General features: G+C 57.5%; 21 protein-coding genes. 5 read left to right on the forward strand and 16 right to left on the reverse strand.

Annotated elements, in window-relative coordinates:
* Window positions 1-4: 4 nt before the first annotated feature.
* The 4 genes from ALB80_RS04860 to scpA all read right to left on the reverse strand — a co-directional run bounded on the left by ALB80_RS04860 (window position 5) and on the right by scpA (window position 4,052).
* Window positions 5-685 (reverse strand): molecular chaperone DjiA, encoded by a 681-nt coding sequence (locus ALB80_RS04860; RefSeq protein ID WP_050602892.1) that lies wholly within the window; start codon window positions 683-685, stop codon window positions 5-7.
* Between the two features lie 45 nt (window positions 686-730).
* Complete coding sequence (locus ALB80_RS04865) at window positions 731-1,219, reverse strand: GNAT family N-acetyltransferase (RefSeq protein ID WP_050602893.1); 489 nt, start codon at window positions 1,217-1,219, stop codon at window positions 731-733.
* Complete coding sequence (locus tag ALB80_RS04870) at window positions 1,216-1,818, reverse strand: VOC family protein (protein WP_050602894.1); 603 nt, start codon at window positions 1,816-1,818, stop codon at window positions 1,216-1,218. The genes ALB80_RS04865 and ALB80_RS04870 overlap by 4 nt, the downstream gene beginning before the upstream one ends.
* A 107-nt stretch (window positions 1,819-1,925) precedes the next feature.
* A complete protein-coding gene (scpA, locus tag ALB80_RS04875) occupies window positions 1,926-4,052 on the reverse strand; it encodes a methylmalonyl-CoA mutase (RefSeq protein WP_050602895.1) in 2,127 nt (708 codons plus the stop codon).
* A gap of 165 nt (window positions 4,053-4,217) precedes the next feature.
* On the opposite strand from scpA, the gene ALB80_RS04880 reads away from it, so the two are divergent.
* Window positions 4,218-4,664 (forward strand): DUF4174 domain-containing protein, encoded by a 447-nt coding sequence (locus ALB80_RS04880; protein ID WP_050602896.1) that lies wholly within the window; start codon window positions 4,218-4,220, stop codon window positions 4,662-4,664.
* A gap of 76 nt (window positions 4,665-4,740) precedes the next feature.
* Here the strand turns inward: ALB80_RS04880 and ALB80_RS04885 are convergent, their stop codons facing one another.
* Together ALB80_RS04885 and ALB80_RS22600 are read right to left on the reverse strand one after the other, a co-directional pair.
* Window positions 4,741-6,786 carry an acetyl/propionyl/methylcrotonyl-CoA carboxylase subunit alpha gene (locus ALB80_RS04885; RefSeq protein ID WP_050602897.1) on the reverse strand — a complete coding sequence of 682 codons (2,046 nt, stop codon included), beginning with the start codon at window positions 6,784-6,786 and terminating at the stop codon, window positions 4,741-4,743.
* 116 nt (window positions 6,787-6,902) lie between these two features.
* The gene (locus ALB80_RS22600; RefSeq protein WP_083445188.1) at window positions 6,903-7,106 is read right to left on the reverse strand and encodes a hypothetical protein; all 204 of its coding nucleotides are present in this window, start codon (window positions 7,104-7,106) and stop codon (window positions 6,903-6,905) included.
* A gap of 650 nt (window positions 7,107-7,756) precedes the next feature.
* Between ALB80_RS22600 and ALB80_RS04900 the strand changes: the two genes are divergently transcribed.
* Window positions 7,757-8,908, forward strand: coding sequence for a DcaP family trimeric outer membrane transporter (locus ALB80_RS04900; RefSeq protein WP_050602900.1), 1,152 nt, complete (start codon window positions 7,757-7,759; stop codon window positions 8,906-8,908).
* A gap of 86 nt (window positions 8,909-8,994) precedes the next feature.
* Here the strand turns inward: ALB80_RS04900 and ALB80_RS04905 are convergent, their stop codons facing one another.
* The 3 genes from ALB80_RS04905 to ALB80_RS04915 all read right to left on the reverse strand — a co-directional run bounded on the left by ALB80_RS04905 (window position 8,995) and on the right by ALB80_RS04915 (window position 11,613).
* The gene (locus ALB80_RS04905; RefSeq protein WP_050602901.1) at window positions 8,995-9,348 is read right to left on the reverse strand and encodes a hypothetical protein; all 354 of its coding nucleotides are present in this window, start codon (window positions 9,346-9,348) and stop codon (window positions 8,995-8,997) included.
* A 133-nt stretch (window positions 9,349-9,481) separates the two neighbouring features.
* The gene (locus tag ALB80_RS22810; protein WP_050602902.1) at window positions 9,482-9,967 is read right to left on the reverse strand and encodes a DUF6497 family protein; all 486 of its coding nucleotides are present in this window, start codon (window positions 9,965-9,967) and stop codon (window positions 9,482-9,484) included.
* 113 nt (window positions 9,968-10,080) lie between these two features.
* The gene (locus ALB80_RS04915; RefSeq protein WP_050602903.1) at window positions 10,081-11,613 is read right to left on the reverse strand and encodes an acyl-CoA carboxylase subunit beta; all 1,533 of its coding nucleotides are present in this window, start codon (window positions 11,611-11,613) and stop codon (window positions 10,081-10,083) included.
* A 183-nt stretch (window positions 11,614-11,796) separates the two neighbouring features.
* Between ALB80_RS04915 and ALB80_RS04920 the strand changes: the two genes are divergently transcribed.
* Window positions 11,797-13,002: a multidrug effflux MFS transporter gene (locus ALB80_RS04920; protein ID WP_050602904.1), complete on the forward strand. Its 1,206-nt coding sequence runs from the start codon at window positions 11,797-11,799 to the stop codon at window positions 13,000-13,002.
* 63 nt (window positions 13,003-13,065) lie between these two features.
* Window positions 13,066-14,466: a short-chain fatty acyl-CoA regulator family protein gene (locus ALB80_RS04925; protein WP_050602905.1), complete on the forward strand. Its 1,401-nt coding sequence runs from the start codon at window positions 13,066-13,068 to the stop codon at window positions 14,464-14,466.
* A gap of 49 nt (window positions 14,467-14,515) precedes the next feature.
* Here the strand turns inward: ALB80_RS04925 and ALB80_RS04930 are convergent, their stop codons facing one another.
* The 7 genes from ALB80_RS04930 to ALB80_RS04960 all read right to left on the reverse strand — a co-directional run bounded on the left by ALB80_RS04930 (window position 14,516) and on the right by ALB80_RS04960 (window position 20,988).
* A complete protein-coding gene (locus ALB80_RS04930) occupies window positions 14,516-14,755 on the reverse strand; it encodes a YdcH family protein (protein ID WP_050603026.1) in 240 nt (79 codons plus the stop codon).
* 89 nt (window positions 14,756-14,844) lie between these two features.
* Window positions 14,845-15,411 (reverse strand): thermonuclease family protein, encoded by a 567-nt coding sequence (locus tag ALB80_RS04935; protein WP_371255948.1) that lies wholly within the window; start codon window positions 15,409-15,411, stop codon window positions 14,845-14,847.
* Window positions 15,412-15,546: 135 nt separating this feature from the next.
* The gene (gene betA, locus ALB80_RS04940; RefSeq protein ID WP_050603027.1) at window positions 15,547-17,205 is read right to left on the reverse strand and encodes a choline dehydrogenase; all 1,659 of its coding nucleotides are present in this window, start codon (window positions 17,203-17,205) and stop codon (window positions 15,547-15,549) included.
* Window positions 17,206-17,275: 70 nt separating this feature from the next.
* The gene (gene betC, locus ALB80_RS04945) at window positions 17,276-18,784 is read right to left on the reverse strand and encodes a choline-sulfatase (protein ID WP_050602907.1); all 1,509 of its coding nucleotides are present in this window, start codon (window positions 18,782-18,784) and stop codon (window positions 17,276-17,278) included.
* A complete protein-coding gene (gene betI, locus ALB80_RS04950; protein WP_050603028.1) occupies window positions 18,781-19,353 on the reverse strand; it encodes a transcriptional regulator BetI in 573 nt (190 codons plus the stop codon). Before betI ends, betC begins: the two co-directional genes overlap by 4 nt.
* An 86-nt stretch (window positions 19,354-19,439) precedes the next feature.
* Window positions 19,440-20,309, reverse strand: a complete 870-nt coding sequence (locus tag ALB80_RS04955; protein ID WP_371255949.1) for a DMT family transporter — start codon at window positions 20,307-20,309, stop codon at window positions 19,440-19,442.
* A 79-nt stretch (window positions 20,310-20,388) separates the two neighbouring features.
* A complete protein-coding gene (locus tag ALB80_RS04960) occupies window positions 20,389-20,988 on the reverse strand; it encodes a LysE/ArgO family amino acid transporter (RefSeq protein WP_050602909.1) in 600 nt (199 codons plus the stop codon).
* A gap of 87 nt (window positions 20,989-21,075) precedes the next feature.
* Between ALB80_RS04960 and ALB80_RS04965 the strand changes: the two genes are divergently transcribed.
* Window positions 21,076-21,969, forward strand: coding sequence for a LysR family transcriptional regulator ArgP (locus tag ALB80_RS04965; RefSeq protein ID WP_050602910.1), 894 nt, complete (start codon window positions 21,076-21,078; stop codon window positions 21,967-21,969).
* Window positions 21,970-21,975 lie beyond the last annotated feature (6 nt).

Here is a 21,975-nt window from a genome sequence, read left to right on the forward strand (position 1 = left end):
CCGCTTAGGCCGCCGCGCCGTTGATTTCATCCCAGGCGCGATTGATGTCGATCATCTTCTTTTCAGCCAACCGGATCGCCTCTTCCGGGACCCCGCGCGCCATCATGGCGTCCGGGTGAGTCTCGCGAACCAACTGACGCCAGACTTTGCGAATCTCAGTCACGGGCATATCCCGAGACACACCCAGCACCACATATGGGTCGTTGGGCGCATCCGTTACAAACCGTGCGCGCAAGGCCAGAAACTGCGCATCTGTCTGGCCAAAAATGCGACTGACGTCTTCCAAAAACTCATTCTCGTTGGGATGATAGAAACCGTCGGCCATCGCAATGTGGAACAGCCCCTCCATCAGGTCGCAGAGCGTGGTGCTGTCTTCGGAAAACATCCGCGCGATCTTGCGGGCATAGTCCTGATACCCAGCGACATCCGTGCGCGCCATATTGAAAACCCGCGCCGCGCCCTCTTCATCCTCGCGGGCGATCTGGAACACGTCGCGGAAGGCCGTGACCTCATCCCGCGTCACTTGCCCATCGGCCTTGGCCATTTTTGCACCCAGTGCAATCACGGCAATCGTGAACGCCACCGAGCGTTCAGGCGGTGAGCGCAGTTTTTCAAAAACGGCGGTCAGGCTTTCGCCTTGGGCAAGGGCGCTGAGCGCGTCGGATATGCGAGTCCAAATCGACATGGGCGTACCCTAGCGCCACAATAAGGGACTGTCAGGTGCGATAGATCATCCCGGTGAAAGAATTTTTTGCATCAGCACAAGATCCAGCCATTGCCCCCATTTGTAACCAACCTGAGGCAAATGCCCGACCTGTTCGAAGCCCAGCGCCGCGTGGAATGCAACAGCAGCAGAGTTTGCGGACGAGATACCCGCAACCAGCACGTGGATGCCCTTGGCCCGCGCTGCCTGCTCAAGCGCGGCCATTAAGGCGCGGCCCGCGCCTTTGCCGCGCGCGTCGCGTGCCAATTGGATCGAGTGTTCGCAACTGTGAGCATAACCGGGGCCAGAGCGGAAAGGTCCAAAGGTTGCAAACCCGACCACGTGATCGTCAACCTCTGCAACCAGAAACCCCGGACCTCGGGCGTGGATATCTTGGGCGATACTCTCAGCGCTGCGGGTATCGGTTGTAAACGTCACCAGCGTCTCGCGAATGATCTGATTGGTAATCTCGGCAATCGCGGGCGCATCTGCTGGCTGAGCAGGGCGAACCTTCATTCCAACACGCGCAGACCGTGCGGGGTTTCAACCTCGGCCCGCAGGGTGGCTGGGCCAGTGTCAAAAACCACCCCGTCGAGCGCGCCAAGATGCGTGGCCAATGTCAGCGCATCCGGGTGGTACACAACCAACCTGCGCAGGCGGCAACCGCTGTCTTGCAACATCTGTGCTGGGTGCAGATCACCCTGCCACTGGATCAGTGCAGGAAACAGGTTATCAAAAGGAAGACGACCAGTCGGTGGCACGGCCATGCGCCAACTCAGGGCCCCGCGGTTCAGATCGATAGGCGTTCCGACACCATCGGGAAATACTGACAGCGAAGCTTCGATATCGGGCACGCGGCAAATCCAGTTGGTCAAGCAAGGGTTGCCTGTAAACTGGTCGAGATCGAACCAGCGGGTCCGTTCCGGTGTCGGCGCGTCGGGGTCAATTGCAATCGCCTCAAGATACAAACCATCTTTGAGGCCCAACAATCGGTTATAGGTGCCAAACTTCTCGTGCTTGCCGCCCGCCTGCAGCGCGACGCCCAAGGCCTGTTCGATATGCGCGGACGCTTCCTCCAGCGTTTCGCCAGCGACAGCCAGATGATCGAGCAACATGCGCCCCTCCTGAAAAAATTACGACCAGACCCAAGCAGGTCTGGTCGCATGTTTCCGACATTGGCGCGGGATCACAAGATTTTTCGACGGAGAATCTTGACCACCGGTTATCCGCGGGCTTCGCAGATCAGGCGCAGGATGTCCTGGGCCGCTTCGGGGATATTGGTGCCCGGACCAAAGATCGCTTTCACACCGTGATCGTACATGAACTGGTAATCCTGCTGCGGGATCACGCCGCCGCAGATGACGATAATGTCCTCGGCCCCGGCCTTCTTCAGTTCTTCCACCAACTGCGGGGCCAACGTCTTGTGCCCGGCAGCCTGCGAAGAAATCCCGACCACATGCACGTCATTGTCCACTGCGTCCTGCGCGGCCTCGGCAGGTGTCTGGAACAAAGGCCCGACGTCAACGTCAAATCCTATGTCCGCAAAGGCCGTCGCAATAACCTTGGCACCCCGGTCGTGACCATCCTGGCCCATTTTCACCACCAACAGGCGGGGGCGCCGTCCTTCAGCTTCGGCAAAGTCTTCAATGGATTTCTGGATCGCAGCAAAGCCTTCGTCACCTTCATAAGCCGCGCCATAAACACCGGCCAGCGTTTTCACTTCGGCGCGGTGACGGCCGAATTCTTTCTCCATTGCCATGCTGATCTCTCCTACGGATGCGCGGGCACGGGCGGCCTCAACCGCGGCAGCCAGCAGGTTGCCACCTTCGCAGGCGGTTTGGGTCAGATTGTCCAGTGCCGCTTGGCACGCACCCTCGTCACGGGTTGCACGGATACGTTCCAGTCGCGCGACCTGCGCTTCGCGCACGGCGACGTTGTCGACGTCCAGAATGTCGATCGGGTCTTCCTGTTCCTTGCGGTACTTGTTGACACCGACGATCACCTCATCACCACGGTCGATCATGGCCTGACGGCGCGCGGCGCTTTCCTCGATCCGTAGCTTGGGCATACCTGAAGCGACGGCCTTGGTCATGCCGCCCATCTCCTCGACCTCTTCCATCAGGGCCCAGGCCTTTTCTACCAGCTCGTTGGTCAGGCTTTCGATGTAATAAGATCCGGCCAGGGGGTCGACCACATCGGTCACGCCGGTCTCTTCCTGCAGCACCAGCTGGGTATTCCGCGCAATGCGGGCCGAAAAGTCAGTCGGCAGCGCAATCGCTTCGTCCAGAGCGTTGGTGTGCAGCGACTGGGTGCCGCCCAGTACCGCGCTCATCGCCTCATAGGCTGTGCGGATCACGTTGTTATAGGGGTCCTGCTCTTGCAGCGACACGCCAGACGTCTGGCAGTGTGTGCGCAGCATCTTTGAACGGTCGGATTTTGCGCCGAACTCGGTCATCACGCGATGCCACAGGGTCCGCGCGGCGCGCAGTTTGGCAATCTCCATGAAAAAGTTCATGCCGATGGCAAAGAAGAACGACAGACGGCCCGCAAACTTGTCCACGTCCATACCAGACTGTGTCGCGGCGCGTACATATTCGCGCCCGTCGGCCAGGGTATAGGCCAGTTCCTGCACCAGGTTCGCCCCGGCCTCTTGCATGTGATAGCCTGAGATCGAGATCGAGTTGAACTTGGGCATTTCGTTCGAGGTGTACTCGATAATGTCCGAGATGATCCGCATCGATGGCTCGGGCGGATAGATATAGGTGTTGCGCACCATGAACTCTTTCAGAATGTCGTTCTGAATGGTGCCGGACAGCACGGATTTGTCATGACCCTGCTCTTCGCCTGCCACAATGAAACTGGCAAGGATCGGGACCACCGCCCCGTTCATGGTCATCGAAACCGAGACCTTGTCCAGCGGGATACCGTCGAATAGGATTTTCATGTCCTCAACGCTGTCGATGGCCACGCCGGCCTTGCCCACGTCGCCGACAACGCGAGGATGGTCGCTGTCATATCCGCGATGCGTGGCCAGATCGAAGGCGACCGAGACACCTTGCTGACCCGCAGCGAGGTTGCGGCGGTAGAAGGCGTTCGATTCCTCGGCAGTCGAAAAGCCTGCATATTGACGGATCGTCCAAGGGCGACCGGCATACATCGTTGCCTTCACCCCGCGCGTAAACGGACCAAACCCGGGCAGAGAGCCCATGTGCGGCAGATCAGCCGTATCTTCCTGCGTATAAAGCGGTTTAACGTCGATGCCTTCCAGCGTTTCCTTCGTTAGATCATCCAATGGTCGTCCGCGCAGCTCTTTCTCTGCCAGCGCGCGCCAGTCCTTTGTGTCGGTCATTGAGGGGTCCTCTCGTCAATTCGGATCGCAGGCAACTGTAATCCGTGCGTATGGTTGATCAGCGTCGGGTCCACGGGGGCAACGCGCGACAAATTGAGCAGCTTGTGCAATTCGTCAGTCGCATTCGCGCGCGCAAGGGTTATATTCAACGGAACAGGAGGCCCTATGAACAAAACGCTTGCCTTTGTTTTCTCGGCACTAATACCGCTGGCAGCGATGGCCGCCGATGGGTCCGCGCCCGCTGATGATGAATTTGTCCGCCCTGTAGGCGACAGTGAGTTAAGCGATTTTTTGTGGACGCACCGGCCCATAGTGGTTTTTGCAGACACACCTGCCGATCCCAGGTTCCAGCAACAGATAGATATGCTTCTGGACGGGGAGGCGACCATGCGAGACCGAGATGTGGTGGTCCTGACCGATACCGACCCGTCGGCGCGATCCCCGATCCGGGCGCAACTACGCCCGCGCGGGTTCCAGATGGTGTTTGTCGACAAGGACGGTGTGGTCAAACTGCGCAAACCAAGCCCTTGGAGCGTGCGAGAGATCGGCCGGTCCATCGATAAGACACCCCTGCGTGAGCGCGAAATCCGCGACCGACGCGAAGGTGGTTGAGCGCTTTCACCGCACCCCGTAGCCCCGGCGCAGAACGCCGGAGACTTTTGGAGATATGTTGAAAGCACAGCCATGATCACTCGAACTCGATGATCACTTCGTCCACGGCGAGGCTGTCGCCTGGACCCGCATTGATCTTGGCAACCGTGCCTTTTTTCTCGGCGCGCAGGATGTTTTCCATCTTCATCGCCTCGATGGTGCAAAGCGCCTGACCTTCCTGCACCTCCTGTCCCACTTCGACATCGATTTTCACGACCAGGCCAGGCATCGGGCAGAGCAGCATTTTCGAAGTATCCGGCGGCAGTTTTTCCGGCATAAGCTTGGCCAGCTCGGCCTGACGCGGACGCCGCACCCGCACCTTCATATCGGCACCACGGTTGCGGATGCGGAATCCACCCGAAATCTTACCGACTTTCAGAACCAGCGGGCTGCCGTCAACGTCCAACATCGCCAGTTGATCACCCGGTGTCCAATCCGAAGAAACGCGAATGGTTGTATCATCTTCGAACTTGACCGTTGCGCCTTCTTTGTCAGCGTTAACCTGAACCGGGAATTCGAGACCTTCCAGCGAAACGACCCAGCGCTTACCGACTTTGCGTTCATGGTTGTCCATGCGGCCCGAAACTCGAGTGCGACGAATTTCTTCGACACGATGCATCGCCGCGCAAGAAGCTGCTATCCGACGAAGATCAAGTTCAGGCAGCTCTACACCTTCGAACCCGTCCGGATATTCTTCGGCAATGAAAGCGGTGGTCATGTCGCCACTGATAAATTTCGGGTGATCCATCACGGCCGACAGGAATGGCAGGTTGTGACCGATGCCTTCGACCTCGAAGCTGTCCAGCGCCACGCGCATCGCCTCGATCGCCTGTTCGCGAGTTGGCGCCCAAGTGCAGAGCTTGGCGATCATCGGGTCGTAATACATGCTGATCTCGCCGCCTTCATAAACGCCGGTATCATTACGCACCGCAGCCTCGCCTTCCGGCGCATCGCCTTGCCATTTGCCGTTAACCTGCATCGGGCCAGCCGCTGTTTCTTGCGGAGGCCGATAACGCGAAAGGCGACCAATCGACGGCAGGAAGCCCCGATACGGGTCTTCAGCATACAGGCGATTCTCAATGGCCCAGCCAGTCAATGTGACGTCATCCTGCGTGATCGTCAGCTTTTCGCCCGCTGCTACACGGATCATCTGTTCGACCAGATCGACGCCGGTGATCAGTTCAGTAACGGGGTGCTCCACCTGCAAACGGGTGTTCATTTCGAGGAAGTAGAAGTTCTTGTTTCCGTCCATGATGAATTCGACTGTGCCTGCGCTGGCGTAGTTCACGGCCTGGGCCAAGGCGACAGCCTGTTCGCCCATTGCTTTCCGGGTTTCCGGATCAAGGAAGGGTGATGGTGCCTCTTCAACCACCTTCTGGTTCCGGCGCTGGATCGAACATTCACGCTCGCCCAGATAGATGCCGTTGCCATGGCTGTCGCACAGAACCTGAATTTCGATATGGCGCGGCTGAGTGACGAACTTCTCGATAAAAATCCGGTCATCACCAAACGAGTTTGCAGCCTCGTTCTTGGACGATTGGAAACCCTCGCGCGCCTCTTCGTCGGTCCACGCAATTCGCATGCCCTTACCACCGCCACCGGCGCTGGCTTTGATCATGACAGGATAACCGATTTCGTTCGAGATCTTCACCGCCTCGTCCGCGTCTTCGATCAGGCCCATGTAACCGGGAACAGTCGAAACACCGGCCTCTTGTGCAATCTTTTTCGAGGTGATCTTGTCGCCCATGCTTTCGATCGCACCAACCGGAGGGCCGACAAAGGCGACGCCTTCAGCTTCGAGTGCTTGGGCGAACTTCGAGTTTTCCGACAGGAACCCATAACCAGGGTGCACCGCCTGCGCACCGCTTTGGCGGATGGCGTCCATGACCTTGTCAATCACGATATAGGACTGGTTAGCGGGCGGCGGGCCAATATGAACGGCTTCATCGGCCATCGACACATGCAGCGCGTTCTTGTCCGCGTCCGAGAAAATGGCGACGGTGCCGATACCCATCTTGCGGGCGGTCTTGATGACCCGGCAGGCGATTTCGCCCCGGTTGGCGATCAGGATCTTATTGAACATGGAACGTCCTTTGGCTTGGTGTTCTGGATACGCAAAACGCCGCCGCAGGGAAGGATCCCCACGACGGCGTGATGCGCGATGACGGATGGGACGAAGCGCGCCCCGAAAAAGATGCGTTAGTTACAGGTGTTCTGCGTTTTGCAGTAAAGCACGTTGCCTGCCGCGCCGACGGCCGCGCCAAACAACGGATCGGCGTTGAGGACAGCCGCCCCCACTGCACCGGCACCACCGCCGAGGATTGCCTGTTCGCCCGTGGTGTCGCCGCAGGCGGCCAAGCCCGCACAGGTTGCCGCAACAAGGATGAGTCGTGAGAACCGCATTGTGTCTGCCCTTTTTGGTTTTCTTGTCCTTTTGGGCTCAGATGCGCGAAAGGCGAGCTGCTATTCAATATCAATAGGCAAGTGGGCAGATTTTGTGCAGGTTTTTGCCTCTTTTTACCTGCGAGGCACCCAAAGAAAAACGCGGACAGGTCTTTGTGGGGAACACAAGCCTGCCCGCGCAAGGAAGGGGTACGGAATAGTAGGTGCATGTGCGGCGCAGGCAAATTAGAGCCGCACGGCCATGTCAGTTTGCACGCCACAATTAGGTGCGCAAACAAAGTATTGTTTCCAACTGAGATTCCGGCTGGAAATTGCCCATCTCTTGCAAACCCGCGCGAAATCGCGCCGACCAAAGATTTCGACAGTCCGTCAAAACCAGGGGCTTGCCTTGTCACATTGGCGTTACAATGCCGGTTTGGATGGCGGCTTTTTGCACGCGCAGCATCACGCAGCGACAACTTTCTGCATCGCAAAAACGCCTTCGGATTCATATGGTTGACAGACCTGTTCACCCACGTGTGGGAATTTGACGCAAAATTTGCACAATTCCTTGAGATATTTGATCTTTTTTGTCCCATTCTCGTGATTTCCGTCACCGCAAACCGCGTGAAACGGTGTTGGTGCACACTCGCACACAAGGAAATACCCACATGACGACGACAAGACTGAAGGCACTCTTGCTTGCTGCCTCCGCGCTTAGTGTGACCAGCAGGCTTGCTTATGCTCAGGACGCCCAGACCCAAGCCGAACTCGACGCGTTGCGCGCCCGGGTTGAAGCTCTGGAAACTGCCAAAAGCAGCCCGGCCAACGGCGACTTTCGGATCGGAAATACCACTTTGGACGTATACGGGTACGTCAAGGCCGACTTCTTCTATGACTTCGAATTCGATCAGGGCGATACCGCCTTCGTGAACGTCATAGGTGAACCCTCTGCCGCGACCGATGGCACCTTTGGCGCCACTGTGCGCCAATCGCGGATCGGCTTGCGCACCACAACACCCAGCGGGATCGGAGACATCGGAGGTCAACTGGAGCTTGACCTGTTCGGCTCCGGTGGCACCGCCGAGCTGCGCGTGCGTCATGCGAACATCACGATCGGCGACCAATTCCTGATCGGTCAGTACTGGACTAACTTCCAGCCGCTGGACACCTATCCGACCTCGGTTGAATTCAACGGACCGGTCGGCATCGCCTTCGCCCGTGTTCCACAGTTGCGTTACACCGGGCAGTTGGGAAGCAATGCTCAGTTTGCCGTTTCGGTGGAAGAAAACGTCAGCGGTTCCAATTCCGAGGACCCCGTCCTGACCGCTTCGGCGGAGTACAACGATGGCACGTATATCGCACGTGGTGCTTTGCTGTATGGCAAAGCCAATTCCGGCAATGTCGAGGTTGATCAAACCGGCTTCGCCGCTTCTGCCTCGGTCCGTCCGTGGGAAGGCGGACTGTTCCAGGTCAACTATGTGACAGGTGAGGCCCTTGGCCCGTACTTGATCGGCCTCGGGGATGCCATTGTCGGTGGACAGGCGAACGACGTGGATGGCTATACCGTCGAATTCAGACAAGATCTGGGTCCGAAATGGAATGTCGGCATAGCCTATGGTCGTGAGGACTATGATCTTCCCACCTCGACCGGCACATTGTCCTTTACCGAGCTGGAAACGATCCACGTCAACGCCTTCTACAAGGCGACCGACAATCTGACCCTCAGCGCCGAGTATATCTATGGTGAGCGGAACGACGCGCCCACCGGTCGCACATTTGACGGCAGCCGCGTTCAACTTGCTGCTCAGCTGAACTTCTGATGCCACACACAGATCCTGCCCGGATTTGGGCAGGATCGCCGCAAAACCGGGTTCAGCAAACTGATATGCGGCAGCCAGTGTCACAGTCAGCCCATCCCGTCGATGATATCAGGAAAGGATGCGCGGGCCGCATCCACATCAATAACCAAAAGCGCATCATAACTGGCCGGATCAAACGGATCCTCTGCCGGAATAACCTCGCGCCCGTACAACCAGCTCAGGCGGCCTGCATCCAGATTGCCCCGCTCGAACGGTTGATCGCCGAAATGCGCCCATAGCGCCTCCAAGAACGCAGTGTCCGCGCGCTTGTCCGCAGGTTTGCGATCGCGAAACCGTTCCCTGCGGGTCAGCGGTGTCACGCCTTTTGGATTGGCGCGGCGAATGGTGAATTGAAAATCTGTACCGGTCAGACGACCGGGAAACCCACGATGCTTCAGCATGTCAGCACCTCCGGCTTAACAGTTACAGACAAAGACAAATCGAGCCCGAAAAGGGATGGGATCATGTTGCGCACCTCCAAAGCCGCACCGTTGGTCTGAGATGCTCTGACGTCATGACGGGAAAAATTCATGATCAAAGCCCCTCCCAGATACACCGGGATTGCTCCAGCCGGTAGGCTTCAAAAAACTGCGTCGCGTCCGGGGCGGCATCGCCGAATTCCACCGGTCTGTCCGACAACGAAATGACAACACGCGTCGGCCGCAAGTTATGTTGCGTCACATAGGGAACCGCCAGAATTTGGCACAGATGCTCCATGTCCTTCGACGCCACATCATAGGTGATCCGCCCTACCGTCGCGCCGATCTTTGGGGCGATGAACCGAAACCGCAGCCAAAGCTCGCCCGGATTGTTGTCGAGCAAGACGTCGTCCAAGTGCACCGGCTGGCCGGAGGGCACTGGCAGCGGGGCATCCGATTGAGCGTAAACAGGAGCACAAAGCGCACAAAACACCAGACAAATGGCGCGATCCCGGCCTCGCCGAAGGCGAGCTCCTCCTTCCGGGATCGCGCGCGCAGTAATGTTGAACTGCGCTGTTCTATGTCTGATGGGTCGGATCATTCAACTATTTGCCGATTCTTGTCAATTCCGCCTCAAATTTGAGCAGTTTTTGCCCAAATCTCAGCCTGACAGCAGGGAGGAGTACCGGGGCGGCCTGCACCGCCCCGGATCGGTCACAGCGGGATATTGTCGTGTTTTTTCCACGGGTTCTTCAGCTGCTTGCCCCGCAGGCTGGCAAACGCCTTGGACACGCGGCGGCGGGTTGATTGCGGCATGATCACCTCGTCCACAAAGCCGCGTTCGGCTGCCACAAAGGGATTGGCAAACCGATCTTCGTAATCCGCGACGTGCTGTGCGGTCTTTTCCGCATCCCCAAGATCCGCTCGGTGGATGATTTCGGTTGCACCTTTTGCCCCCATCACCGCGATCTCGGCCGTGGGCCAGGCATAGTTGAAATCGCCGCGCAGGTGCTTGGACGCCATAACCACATAAGCACCGCCATAGGCTTTCCGCGTGATCACAGTCACTTTGGGCACTGTGGCCTCACCATAAGCATAAAGCAGCTTCGCACCGTGTTTGATCACACCGCTATATTCCTGCTGCGTGCCTGGCAAAAAGCCAGGAACATCCACAAAGGTCAGGATCGGAATCTCAAAGCAATCGCAGAAACGCACAAAGCGTGCCGCCTTGCGCGAGCTGTCAATGTCCAGACATCCTGCCAGAACCATCGGCTGGTTAGCGACGACGCCCACGGTTTGCCCTTCAAGCCGGATAAATCCGGTGATGATGTTCTTGGCAAAATCTTCCTGGATTTCGTAAAAGTCGCCCTCATCCGCCACTTTGGTGATGAGCTCCTTCATGTCGTAAGGCGAGTTTGGATTATCCGGAATCAGAGTGTCCAGCGATGGCTCAAGCCGGCCAGGTTCGTCAAAGAACGGACGGACTGGTGGTTTCTCACGGTTGTTGAGGGGCAGGAAATCCACCAGTCGACGTACTTCCGCCAGTGCCTCGACATCGTTTTCAAACGCCGCATCCGCAACCGAAGACTTTTTGGTATGCGTCGAAGCACCACCCAGTTCCTCGGCCGTGACAACCTCGTTGGTAACGGTTTTGACCACGTCAGGGCCGGTCACAAACATGTAAGACGAATCTTTGACCATGAAGATAAAGTCGGTCATCGCCGGGCTGTAAACCGCGCCACCGGCACAAGGGCCCATGATTACACTGATCTGCGGAACAACACCGGAGGCCGTGATGTTGCGCTGGAACACTTCGGCATAGCCAGCCAGCGAAGCAACGCCTTCCTGGATTCGCGCCCCACCCGAGTCGTTGATCCCGATGATCGGCGCGCCGTTCTGCACTGCCATATCCATGATCTTGCAAATCTTCTGCGCATGGGTTTCCGAAAGCGACCCGCCAAAAACAGTGAAATCCTGACTGAACACATAGACCATACGGCCGTTGATCGTGCCCCAGCCGGTGACGACACCATCCCCCGCAGGCTTTTGGCTTTCCATCCCAAATTCAGCACAGCGATGGCTGACAAACATGTCGAATTCTTCAAAGCTGCCTTCATCCAGCAACAGCTCGACCCGCTCGCGCGCCGTCAGTTTTCCGCGTGAATGCTGGGCATCGATCCGTCTTTGCCCTCCGCCCAGCCGTGCATCACCGCGGCGGTCTTCCAACTCAGAAAGGATGTCTTTCATGGCGAGTATCCCCTATTAAATTTGACGCGACCCTACCCGTTCGCCTTCCTCAGCCAAAGTTCTTTTCGGCAAATTTGCAAATTTTAAGCAACAGTCTTTTGGATAACTGCAAATTAGCTAAGTATCACATTGAATTCTCCGGATGGCTGGCTTTCCGAAAATCCATGGCTATACATGTGAACCATGCAGTTCAGCTCTGGCGCCGTTTCGCGCACACCACCTACATTGGCAACGCTTGTCTTGCTTTCGGGCCTGTCTGCCCTGAGCATGAACCTATTCCTGCCCAGCTTGCCCAATATGGCCTTGTATTTCGAAACCGATTACAAGGTCATGCAGCTGTCGATTGCCTTGTACCTGCTGATCAACGCCATTCTGCAAATCGTGATTGGACCGCTCGCCGACAAGGCAGGTCGCAGACCCGTTCTGCTTTGGGGGCTCGCGCTATTCCTGCTGGCGACCTTGGGATGTATCTATGCCCCCAACGCCGAAATTTTTCTGATCTTCAGGATGTGCCAGGCGGTTGTGGTCGTGGGCATGGTTCTCAGCCGTGCCGCAGTACGTGACATGTATGACCAAGATCAGGCAGCTTCGATGATCGGCTATGTGACCATGGGCATGGCCGTGGTCCCCATGATAGGCCCCGCTATCGGCGGCATTTTGGAAGAGACGCTTGGCTGGAAAGCCAATTTCTGGCTGCCTTTTGCCATCGGCGCGTTAACCTTGTTCCTGACATTCACGGATTTCGGCGAAACGGCCGCTAAAAGCGGGAAATCGCTTGTACAGCAATTCAAAGAATACCCCGAGTTGCTGACTTCGCCCCGCTTTTGGGGGTATTCGCTGGCTTGTGCCTTCTCGTCAGGGGCGTTCTTTGCCTATCTGGGCGGCGCACCCTTCATCGGCACTGAATTGTTCGGGTTAAGCGCCGCTCAGGTCGGCATTTATTTTGGCGCGCCGGCCGTCGGATATTTTGCGGGGAACTTTATCAGCGGGCGCTACTCCGTGCGAGTCGGGGTAAATCGCATGGTGCTTTGGGGCAGCCTGTTGAACGCCTTCGGTGTCGCCCTGTCAGCCCTGTTTTTTCTTGCAGGCAGCGGCACCGCGCTCAGCTTTTTTGGACTTATGACCTTTGTCGGTGTGGGCAACGGCATGGTCATTCCCAATGCAACATCGGGCGCTCTATCAGTTCGCCCTCATCTGGCGGCAACAGCGTCGGGCCTGAGTGGCGCCATCATGTTGGGCGGCGGCGCGGGACTCAGCGCATTGGCAGGCGCACTGCTGACCCACGAAACCGGCGCAATGCCGCTGTTGTGGCTGATGCTGACCACCGCCCTTCTGGCCATTTGCGCCATCGCGGCCGTCATCCGACGGGAACGGCAATTGGGGCTCTGACAGCTTGCGCGGACCAGTTTGCAAAGTTAGTCTTCGGATTTAGAAAACTTGCAAAGGCCCCCAATGGCGACTCAAAAACTCTATGCGGGTGCAAAGCTGCGCGAGATGCGCACACGCCTGACCCTGACACAACGGGAATTCGCAGCCAAGCTGGGCGTTTCCCTGCCTTACCTGAACCAGATGGAGAACAACAACAGACCAATTTCAACAACGGTTGTGTTGGCTCTGGCGCAGGAATTCGGCATGGATGTGACCGAGCTGAGCACCGGTGACAGCGAACGACTTGTGTCCGACATGCGCGAGGCATTGGCCGATCCGGTGTTTGCCGATATCCAACCTCCGCTGGCTGATTTGCGCCTGACGGCGTCCAATGCACCCGCCTTGGCGCGCGCATTCATCGAGTTACACAAAACCTACCGCCAAACCCACGAGCGCCTTGCATCACTGGACGAAGCGCTAGGTCGCGAAGACGCTCGCATTCAGGCCAGCCCATGGGAGGAAGTGCGGGATTTCTTTCATTACTGCGACAACTATATCGACGCTGTGGACAGGGCGGCGGAACTGTTTGCCAACCGGGCAGACGGGCCTGGGAACATCCGCCAGGCCGCTTTGAACAGCCTGACGGAACGCGGCATACAGGTGATATTTTCAGACAATGCACCCCTGCGCACGTATGACGCCGAAAGCAAGATACTGCGTCTATCGTCACGCGCCGCGCCGCAAACACAAGTGTTCCAATTGCTGTTGCAGGTTGCCTTGATCAGCCAGGACAAACTGTTGGAAGCGACGCTGGATTTTGCGAAGTTCCAAAGCGACGAGGCCCGGTCAATTGCAAAGATCGGCCTGGCTAACTATTTCGCCGGCGCATCATTGATGCCCTATTCCACCTTCCTGACCGCCGCGCAGGAAGAGCGCCACGATCTGGAACTGCTCAGCAATCGGTTCGGCGCTTCGATCGAGCAGGTTGCTCATCGATTGTCGACGCTTCAACGACCCGGAGCAAAGGGTATCCCATTCTTTTTCGTCCGGGTTGATCAGGCCGGAACGATTACCAAACGGCACTCGGCCACCCGTCTGCAGTTTGCACGGTTTGGTGGCGCGTGCCCCCTGTGGAACGTACATAGGGCCTTTGAAACGCCCGGTCATTTCCTTCGGCAACTGGCGGAAACGCCGGATGGGGTGCGCTATATCTCGCTGGCGCGGGATGTGTCGAAATCCGGGGGATCATTCGGTGCGCCCGTCAGACGGTATGCAATCGCATTGGGGTGTGAGGTGCGCCATGCGCCCGCGCTGGTTTATGCCGACAACCTCGATATCAACAACGCAAGCGCCTACGAGCCTATCGGTATCTCCTGCCGCATCTGCGAACGGCAGAATTGTCACCAGCGTTCGGTTCCTCCGCTTGAGCGTCGCCTAAGCATTGACACCCATACTCGCGGTACCCTGCCCTACGAAGTTACCTGATCTTGACCGGGCAAGGCGTATTCCGGGGGCGCTGCCCCCGGCACTGTGATCAGGCTTTGGACAAAATCGCCCAGATTTCGTCTTTCAGCGCTGCCCGCTTCTTGCGCAATTCAACTTCGGCCAGTTCTTCCATAGGCTCGACATTGGTTTCCGCCCGGTGCACTACACGGTTGACTTCGTGGTACTCGTCAGCCAGCCGGGCAAAATGCGCGTCCGATTGCTTGAGCTGGCTCATCAGTTCGACCTTGTCCGGAAACTCTTCGGCCAGTTCATGCGGGGTGTGGGACATATCTGTTCGCTCCATAATAAGTCGTTGCACATCAGTCGTAGATGCGTCTGGCTGTACTCGCTTTGACGCGGATCAATTTCATGCAGATTTCAACGTCGCGAAGCGCGCCATCCCGCAGCGCGTGCCTCAGCGGCGGAACAGAACCAACGCTCGCCTTTGGACGTATCAATCCGGGTTTTGGTATAGAAGTTCTGGCCCGGCCGGTGATATATCCTGTCGCCTTTGGCAGAGATGTTCCCTTTGATCCGGCACGCTTCGGACGATCTGGACTTTCCTGCCGTCCGATGCACCCAAGGCACCTTAACCTTCTGCTGATGCAGTCCGACACGTCGCGCCTTTGCGTTCTTTTCAGCACCCGCATAGTTAGAGGAATACTTGCGATAAGCAAAGGCCATTCCCTGCCGCACGAGTTGATCCGCCGCATCCTGAGCTCCAACCGTGCAATTTGCGACGATACGATCATAGCGATCTCGATCTAACGGTATGCAGGACGCTGTTTTCCCCTGAAACTGCTGCCGAACCTCCTGCGTAACCCAGGCACCGCACGGCCAGTGTGAGCCTTTGGCATCCTGACAGGTTTGGTCCAACTCAGGGGCATCGATACCATACAATCGAACCCGGACGCCGCCCACATCCCAGGTATCGGCATCAATCACATGAACCCGACCTGTAAGTCGTTCTGCAGCCAGCGTCACACACGGCAAAAGAAGAACAAAAGCTAAACAAATCCTTAACATGCCCCCGATATGCGCTTGAAATCACGCATATTCAACCGGAGGCACGTCAAAAGGTTAACGCTGCGCAGATGCCCAGTTCGGGTGAATCCAAGGCCGATCATTGGCTTTGGGCAGCGGGTCCTTGCCCAACAGGGAATCCGACACTTTCTCGCCCACCATGATTGACGGCGCGTTGAGGTTGCCGTTGGTGATCTGAGGAAAGATCGAACTGTCTGCAACGCGCAGCCCATCCACACCGATGACACGGCCTTCGGGATCGACCACTGCGTTTTTGTCATCCGCACGCCCCATTCGGCAGGTGCCGCAAGGGTGATAGGCGCTTTCGGCATGTTCCGAGATAAAGGCGTTCAGCTCTTCATCCGTTTGCACAGCAGAACCCGGCTGGATTTCCTTGCCTGCATAGGGTTTGAACGCGTCCTGGTCAAAGATTTCGCGGGTCAGACGTATACAGGTGCGGAAATCTTCCCAATCCTGTTCATGGCTCATGTAGTTGAACCTGATCACCGGCGCATCCGTGGCTTTTGCCGATCGCAGCGTAACTGCCCCGCGCGACGGGGACCGCATCGGGCCAACATGCGCCTGGAATCCGTGCCCTTCTGCAGCCGCCTGCCCGTCATAACGCACGGCGATGGGCAGGAAATGGTACTGAATGTCCGGATACTCGACCCCCGGTTTCGACCGGATGAAAGCCGCGCTTTCGAACTGGTTCGATGCCCCCAAGCCGGTTTTCGTAAACAGCCATTGCGCCCCGATCAAACCCTTGCTGACCAGGTTCCAGTGTTTATACAGCGTGATTGGCTGCAGCGAGGCCTGTTGGATGTAAAGCTCCAGATGGTCCTGCAGGTTTGTGCCAACCCCCGGACGATCCGCCACAACATCGATCCCATGCTCGGCCAGATGCGCGGCGGGGCCGATGCCGGACAACATCAGCAACTTGGGCGAGTTGATCGACGACGCCGCCAATACCACCTCGCGCCGGGCTTTGATCACCTCTTTCTTACCGCCGCGGATCAGTTCGACACCGGTGGCGCGACCGTTTTCCATCACGACCCGAGACGCAAGGCCCCGTACGATATCGCAATTGTCGCGTTTGAGAGCGGGTTTCAGATAGGCATTTGCCGCCGACCAGCGCCGTCCTTTCCAGACGGTCTGCTCCATCGGGCCAAAGCCTTCCTGCTTTTCACCGTTATAATCGCCTGTCACCTCGTAACCAGCTTGCTGGCCTGCATCGACAAACGCCTTGAACAAAGGGTTGTCACGAGGGCCACGCGAGACATGAAGCGGGCCATCAGTACCCCGCCACGTCGGATCACCGCCGTGACCTCCGTCGTGCCAGCTTTCCATGCGCTTGTAGTAAGGCAGCACATCCGCATAAGACCAGCCATCTGCCCCCATCTCGGCCCATGTGTCAAAATCACGCGCGTGACCGCGAACGTAGACCATACCATTGATTGAGGACGAGCCGCCGATCACCTTGCCGCGCGGACAAGCCAGACGACGGTTCTTCAGGTGCGGCTCAGGTTCGGACTGATAGCCCCAATCATAGCGCGACATGTTCATGGGGTAGCTGAGCGCCGCCGGCATCTGAATGAACGGACCTGCGTCGGTGCCACCGTGTTCAATCACCAGAACCGAGGCCCCGGCTTCGCTTAGGCGATATGCCATTGCGCAGCCTGCGGACCCTGCGCCAACGATGACAAAATCTGCTTCCATTTCCATAACTCCTGCCCCGCCAAGAAGGTTGAACGCCTCCGGCGGGGGTATTTTCACAAAGTTGAAGAGGTTATTCGCCGCGCGGGAACCGGGCGTCTTCCTCTACGATGTTCAGATCCATATGATTGCGCATGTAGCGTTCAGACGCTTTTTGCAGCGGCTGATAATCCCATGGGTAATATCCGCCTTGCCGTAGCGCTTCGTACACGACCCAGCGTTTTGCCTGGCTGGCGCGGACATCGGCGTCGAAACGATCCAAATCCCAGCGGGCTTCGGATTTTGCGCGCAAGGTTTGCAGCGTACCCGCATGTTCGGGGCTGTCTGCCAGATTGGTCATTTCGTGCGGGTCGGCCTCAAGATCAAACAGCTGATCAGGGTCCAACGCGCAGCGGTTGTATTTCCACTTGCCATAGCGCAGCGAAACCAGCGGCGCGTAAGACGCCTCGGCCGCGTACTCCATGGCTACTGGCGCGGTACGTTCGACGCCTTTCGCTAGCGGCACGAGGTTTTCACCATCCGTCCAAGGCGCGATTTCATCCATGTCTACACCTGCCAATGCCCCAAGGGTTGGAGTTACGTCGATGGTCGAAACCGGTGTATCGATCCGCCCAGCAGGCAGATCCGGGGACGAAATCATCAGCGGCACGCGCGCCGAGCCTTCGTAGAAGTTCATTTTGAACCACAAGCCGCGTTCGCCCAGCATGTCGCCGTGATCCGAGACAAACAGAATGATCGCCTCTTGCCGGGTCGTTTCCAACACTTCTAGGATTTCGCCGATCTTGTCGTCCAGATAAGAGATATTGGCAAAATAGGCGCGACGGGATTTGCGGATATCCTCTTCGGTAATGTCAAAACTGCGCCAGTCATTGGCGTCGAAGATACGTTGGGCGTGCGGGTCCTGATTGTCGTAGCCGATATCAGCGACCTCGGGCTGCAGATGCTCGCAATCCTCGTACAGATCCCAGTATTTGCGACGGGCGACGTAAGGATCATGCGGATGGGTGAAACTGACGGTCACACACCATGGGCGATCACCCTTGCCGCGCGCCAGATCATAGAGCTTGGCCTTGGCGTGATAGGCAACCTCGTCGTCGTATTCCATCTGGTTGGAAATCTCGGCAACGCCAGCACCGGTGACAGACCCCATGTTGTGATACCACCAGTCGATCCGCTCGCCCGGTTTGCGATAATCCGGGGTCCAGCCGAAATCAGCCGGATAGATATCAGTGGTCAGGCGGTCCTCGAATCCGTGCATCTGATCGGGGCCTACGAAATGCATCTTGCCTGACAGGCAGGTATAATACCCGGCACGGCGCAGATGGTGTGCGTAGGTGGGGATGTCGCTGCGAAACTCGGCTGCGTTGTCATAGACGCCGGTGCGCGAAGGCAATTGACCGGACATGAAGCTGGCCCGCCCCGGCGCGCAGAGTGGCGACGCCGTGTAAGCATTGGCAAACCGGGTCGACCGCTCCGCTAGCTTCTTCAGGTTCGGGGCATGAAGCCAATCAGCGGGACCGTCGGGGAAGAGGGTCCCGTTGAGCTGATCCACCATCAGGATAAGAATGTTTGGTTTAGTCACTTTTCAGCCTCGAGCAGAGTGTTGAGCACGCGTATCGCGTGTGTCACGGCCAGTTGTGGTTCTTCCGGCGCGCTGAGAGCCGCGCGGATATACAACCCGTCAATAAGGGCGATCATGTTTTCGGCGGCTTCAACGGGATCCTGCATCTTGGAGCGCAAAGCGTATATCAGGTTTGAACGGATGCGTGCCTGATAGATCTGCCACAAACGCAGTGCATCCTCATTGGTTTGCGCCAGAACATAGAAGGTCATCCATGCAGCGATCACGTCGGGTGTGAAACACGAGGGGGCAAAACACGCCTCAATGATCGCCTGTGCCCGACCTTCCGGAGCAGACGCCTTCAGTTTGGCCCGCGCTTCATCACCAAAATCCGAAAGGATCTGACGCATGGCAGCCAAAAATATCTGATCCTTGCCACCGAAATAGTGATGCGCCAGTGCACTGGACATGCCCGCGCGCTTCGCAATCTGGCTGACAGTCACATCAAGGGATTTCTGCACGCCCAATTCTGCAATCGTCGCACGGACAATCGCATCCCGGCGAATTGGTTCCATTCCGACTTTCGGCATCACTTCCCCCTGAGCAAGCATCACGATGCCAAGCTAAGGGGTTTTTATTGACTCGTCAATTAATGAAAATCCGAAGCGTGCCAACCTCACAGCTTCGGTGCAATACTCGGAGGCGTCAAGTCTCGACGGTTCAGGACTGCTTCGCGCCATGAGATGAAGCTGACGGCACACAGGATCAATGTGCCACCGGCAACGACCCAAACATCGACGCTTTCGTGGAACACAACAGCGCCCAGCAATGTGGCCCAGATCAGTTGAAGAAACGTGATCGGCTGCGTGACCGCCACCGGCGCGGCCTGCAAGGCGAGGGTCATGAGATAGTGCCCGGCGGTCGCAAAACAGGCCACCAGAAACAGAACCCCGAGATCACGCAAGCTGGGTTGAGTCCAAACGGCCACAGCAAATGGGATCAGCGCAAGCGTCACCCAAATCGACAGATGCGCCACGACGACCGAAGGTGACACATCCCGCACCAGCAGTTTGGCCAACAGATAAGAGCCACCCAGTGTCAGGGCCGTCCCCAGCATAGCCAAATGGCCTGCTGACACTTCTCGAAATCCTGGCCGCAGGATGATCAGTACCCCGACCAAAGCTAACAGAATTGCGGCTATCCGCCGAAAGGCCAGTTTTTCACCCAGAAACAGGGCTGCCCCCAAAGTCACGTAAACCGGCGTCATGTAGTTCATGGCCGTGACTTCAGCCAACGGGATCTGGGTCATGGCAAAGAACCACAGCATTACCGCAACCGCATGAACGACCCCACGCACTCCGAACAGGGTCAACAACCGGGGTGTCAGTTTGGTTGCCATGATCGACCGCAAAGCCGGGAGTAAGAACACCAGCCCCAGAACGTATCGCAGGAACGCGGCCTGGATCGGGTTCATGGTCGTGCCCAGGGACTTCACCAATGCCGTCATCACAACAAAGGACAGCCCGGCGGAAAACATCCAGAACATGCCTGCTAGGGGACGTGACGAAGCGGTGTGTGAGGTCATGCCATAGGTTGAACACTGAAACCAGACCCGGGACAACCCTTCACATGATAACAAGTTTCAGTGCGATACCCAGCATGACAACGCCAATCCCCACATCCAGCACCTGCCACGCCCGTGGTCGTGTAAAAACGGGCGACAAAATGCCCGCGCCATACCCAAGCGAAAAAAAGAACACAAAGCTGGAGAACATCGCACCCAGAGCGAACCCAAGACGGTCGTCATACTGCGCCGAGATTGAACCGATCAGGACTACAGTGTCCAAATAGACATGCGGGTTCAGCCAAGTGAACGCGAGCACCGTAAGAAGCGCGGCTTTCAGGCTGGTGCGCTGGCCATTGCCGATCTCCATCACCGCGCCGCCCTGCCAAGCCGACTGCAGGCTGCGCAGCCCATACCAAGTCAGGAATGCGGCTCCGCCATAGCGCATCACAGTTTCGAACCATGGTATCGCCTGCGCCAGAGTGCCAAATCCAGCCACGCCCGCACCAATCAGCAAAGCATCAGATACCGCGCAGGTCAGGCACAGAATGAAAACATGCTCTCGCCGCAACCCCTGCCGCAGAATAAAGGCGTTTTGCGCCCCGATCGCGAGGATCAGGCTAAAACCCAGTGCGAAACCGGCGATCATGGATGTGGGCATGGGACCTCCTGCGAATTCCCAACGTTGACTAAGCCCCATGGCACGATCTATCAAATTAAAGATGTTACCCTCAATTAAGTTCCACTAATGTTTCTGGACCCTCACCACCTGTCTGCTTTGTCAGCCATTCTACGTCATGGCAGTTTTGACGCAGCAGCGGCGGAATTGGCTGTGACGCCTTCAGCCATCTCCCAACGGATAAAGGCACTGGAGGACCGGATTGGGGCATCACTGATCCATCGGGGTACGCCATGCACCGGAACGCCGGCAGGGCTGCGCATTGCCCGCTATGCTGAGGATGTCGGACTGCTTGAGGCGCAACTGGCCCGCGAATTGGCATTGGAAACGGATCCGGGATCGGCGCGTGTTCGCATTGCTGTGCCCGCCGATGTACTGGCCACGTGGTTTGTCGATGCAATGGCGCAAGTGCCCAATATGCTGTTCGATCTCGTCATCGACGATCAGGATCATTCGGCAGACTGGCTGAAACGAGGTGAGGTCAGCGCCGCTGTCACCGTTGGCGGGCACCCCGTTACGGGGTGTAACGTGACAGCGCTGGGTGTCCTGCGATACTTACCCACAGCCAGTCCGGCCTTCATCGACACGTGGTTCAAGGACGGCGTGACCGAGGGCACGCTCGGCAAAGCACCCTGCCTTGTCTTCAACCAAAAGGATGGTCTGCAAAAGGCGTGGCTGTCCCAATATATCGCCCCTCACCTGTCGCCCCCGTTTCATTTCCTGCCGTCCTCGCACGGATTCGTGGATGCGGCGATTGCCGGGCTCGGATGGGGCATGAACCCTGCGGCCCTTGCCCAAGACGCCTTGGATCAGGGGCTGTTGCGTCCCATCGCTGCAAATGCTCCGCTGGACATTTCCCTCAGCTGGCAGGTTGGGCGCGTACTTGCGCCTGCCCTCAAACCACTTACAAATGCGGTTCAACGTGCCGCAAAGCAGGTCCTGCTGCCCCCAAGCGCGAACTGATCGCAC

Origin of the sequence: Ruegeria sp. 6PALISEP08 (assembly GCF_001238295.1) — a bacterium.
In the GTDB taxonomy this organism is placed as follows: domain Bacteria; phylum Pseudomonadota; class Alphaproteobacteria; order Rhodobacterales; family Rhodobacteraceae; genus Ruegeria.

Excerpts from the sequence above, each read along its gene's own strand:
- ALB80_RS04925 (WP_050602905.1), top strand. The coding sequence starts at position 13,066 with ATGGCGACTCAAAAACTCTATGCGGGTGCAAAGCTGCGCGAGATGCGC.
- ALB80_RS04880 (WP_050602896.1), top strand. The coding sequence starts at position 4,218 with ATGAACAAAACGCTTGCCTTTGTTTTCTCGGCACTAATACCGCTGGCA.
- ALB80_RS04955 (WP_371255949.1), bottom strand. The coding sequence starts at position 20,309 with ATGTTCTGGATGTTTTCCGCCGGGCTGTCCTTTGTTGTGATGACGGCA.
- ALB80_RS04860 (WP_050602892.1), bottom strand. The coding sequence starts at position 685 with ATGTCGATTTGGACTCGCATATCCGACGCGCTCAGCGCCCTTGCCCAA.
- ALB80_RS04920 (WP_050602904.1), top strand. The coding sequence starts at position 11,797 with ATGCAGTTCAGCTCTGGCGCCGTTTCGCGCACACCACCTACATTGGCA.
- ALB80_RS22810 (WP_050602902.1), bottom strand. The coding sequence starts at position 9,967 with ATGATCCGACCCATCAGACATAGAACAGCGCAGTTCAACATTACTGCG.
- betI (WP_050603028.1), bottom strand. The coding sequence starts at position 19,353 with ATGCCGAAAGTCGGAATGGAACCAATTCGCCGGGATGCGATTGTCCGT.
- ALB80_RS04885 (WP_050602897.1), bottom strand. The coding sequence starts at position 6,786 with ATGTTCAATAAGATCCTGATCGCCAACCGGGGCGAAATCGCCTGCCGG.
- scpA (WP_050602895.1), bottom strand. The coding sequence starts at position 4,052 with ATGACCGACACAAAGGACTGGCGCGCGCTGGCAGAGAAAGAGCTGCGC.
- betA (WP_050603027.1), bottom strand. The coding sequence starts at position 17,205 with ATGGAAGCAGATTTTGTCATCGTTGGCGCAGGGTCCGCAGGCTGCGCA.
- ALB80_RS04905 (WP_050602901.1), bottom strand. The coding sequence starts at position 9,348 with ATGCTGAAGCATCGTGGGTTTCCCGGTCGTCTGACCGGTACAGATTTT.
- ALB80_RS04865 (WP_050602893.1), bottom strand. The coding sequence starts at position 1,219 with ATGAAGGTTCGCCCTGCTCAGCCAGCAGATGCGCCCGCGATTGCCGAG.
- ALB80_RS04870 (WP_050602894.1), bottom strand. The coding sequence starts at position 1,818 with ATGTTGCTCGATCATCTGGCTGTCGCTGGCGAAACGCTGGAGGAAGCG.
- ALB80_RS04930 (WP_050603026.1), bottom strand. The coding sequence starts at position 14,755 with ATGTCCCACACCCCGCATGAACTGGCCGAAGAGTTTCCGGACAAGGTC.
- ALB80_RS04900 (WP_050602900.1), top strand. The coding sequence starts at position 7,757 with ATGACGACGACAAGACTGAAGGCACTCTTGCTTGCTGCCTCCGCGCTT.
- ALB80_RS04915 (WP_050602903.1), bottom strand. The coding sequence starts at position 11,613 with ATGAAAGACATCCTTTCTGAGTTGGAAGACCGCCGCGGTGATGCACGG.
- ALB80_RS04965 (WP_050602910.1), top strand. The coding sequence starts at position 21,076 with ATGTTTCTGGACCCTCACCACCTGTCTGCTTTGTCAGCCATTCTACGT.
- ALB80_RS04960 (WP_050602909.1), bottom strand. The coding sequence starts at position 20,988 with ATGCCCACATCCATGATCGCCGGTTTCGCACTGGGTTTTAGCCTGATC.
- ALB80_RS22600 (WP_083445188.1), bottom strand. The coding sequence starts at position 7,106 with ATGCGGTTCTCACGACTCATCCTTGTTGCGGCAACCTGTGCGGGCTTG.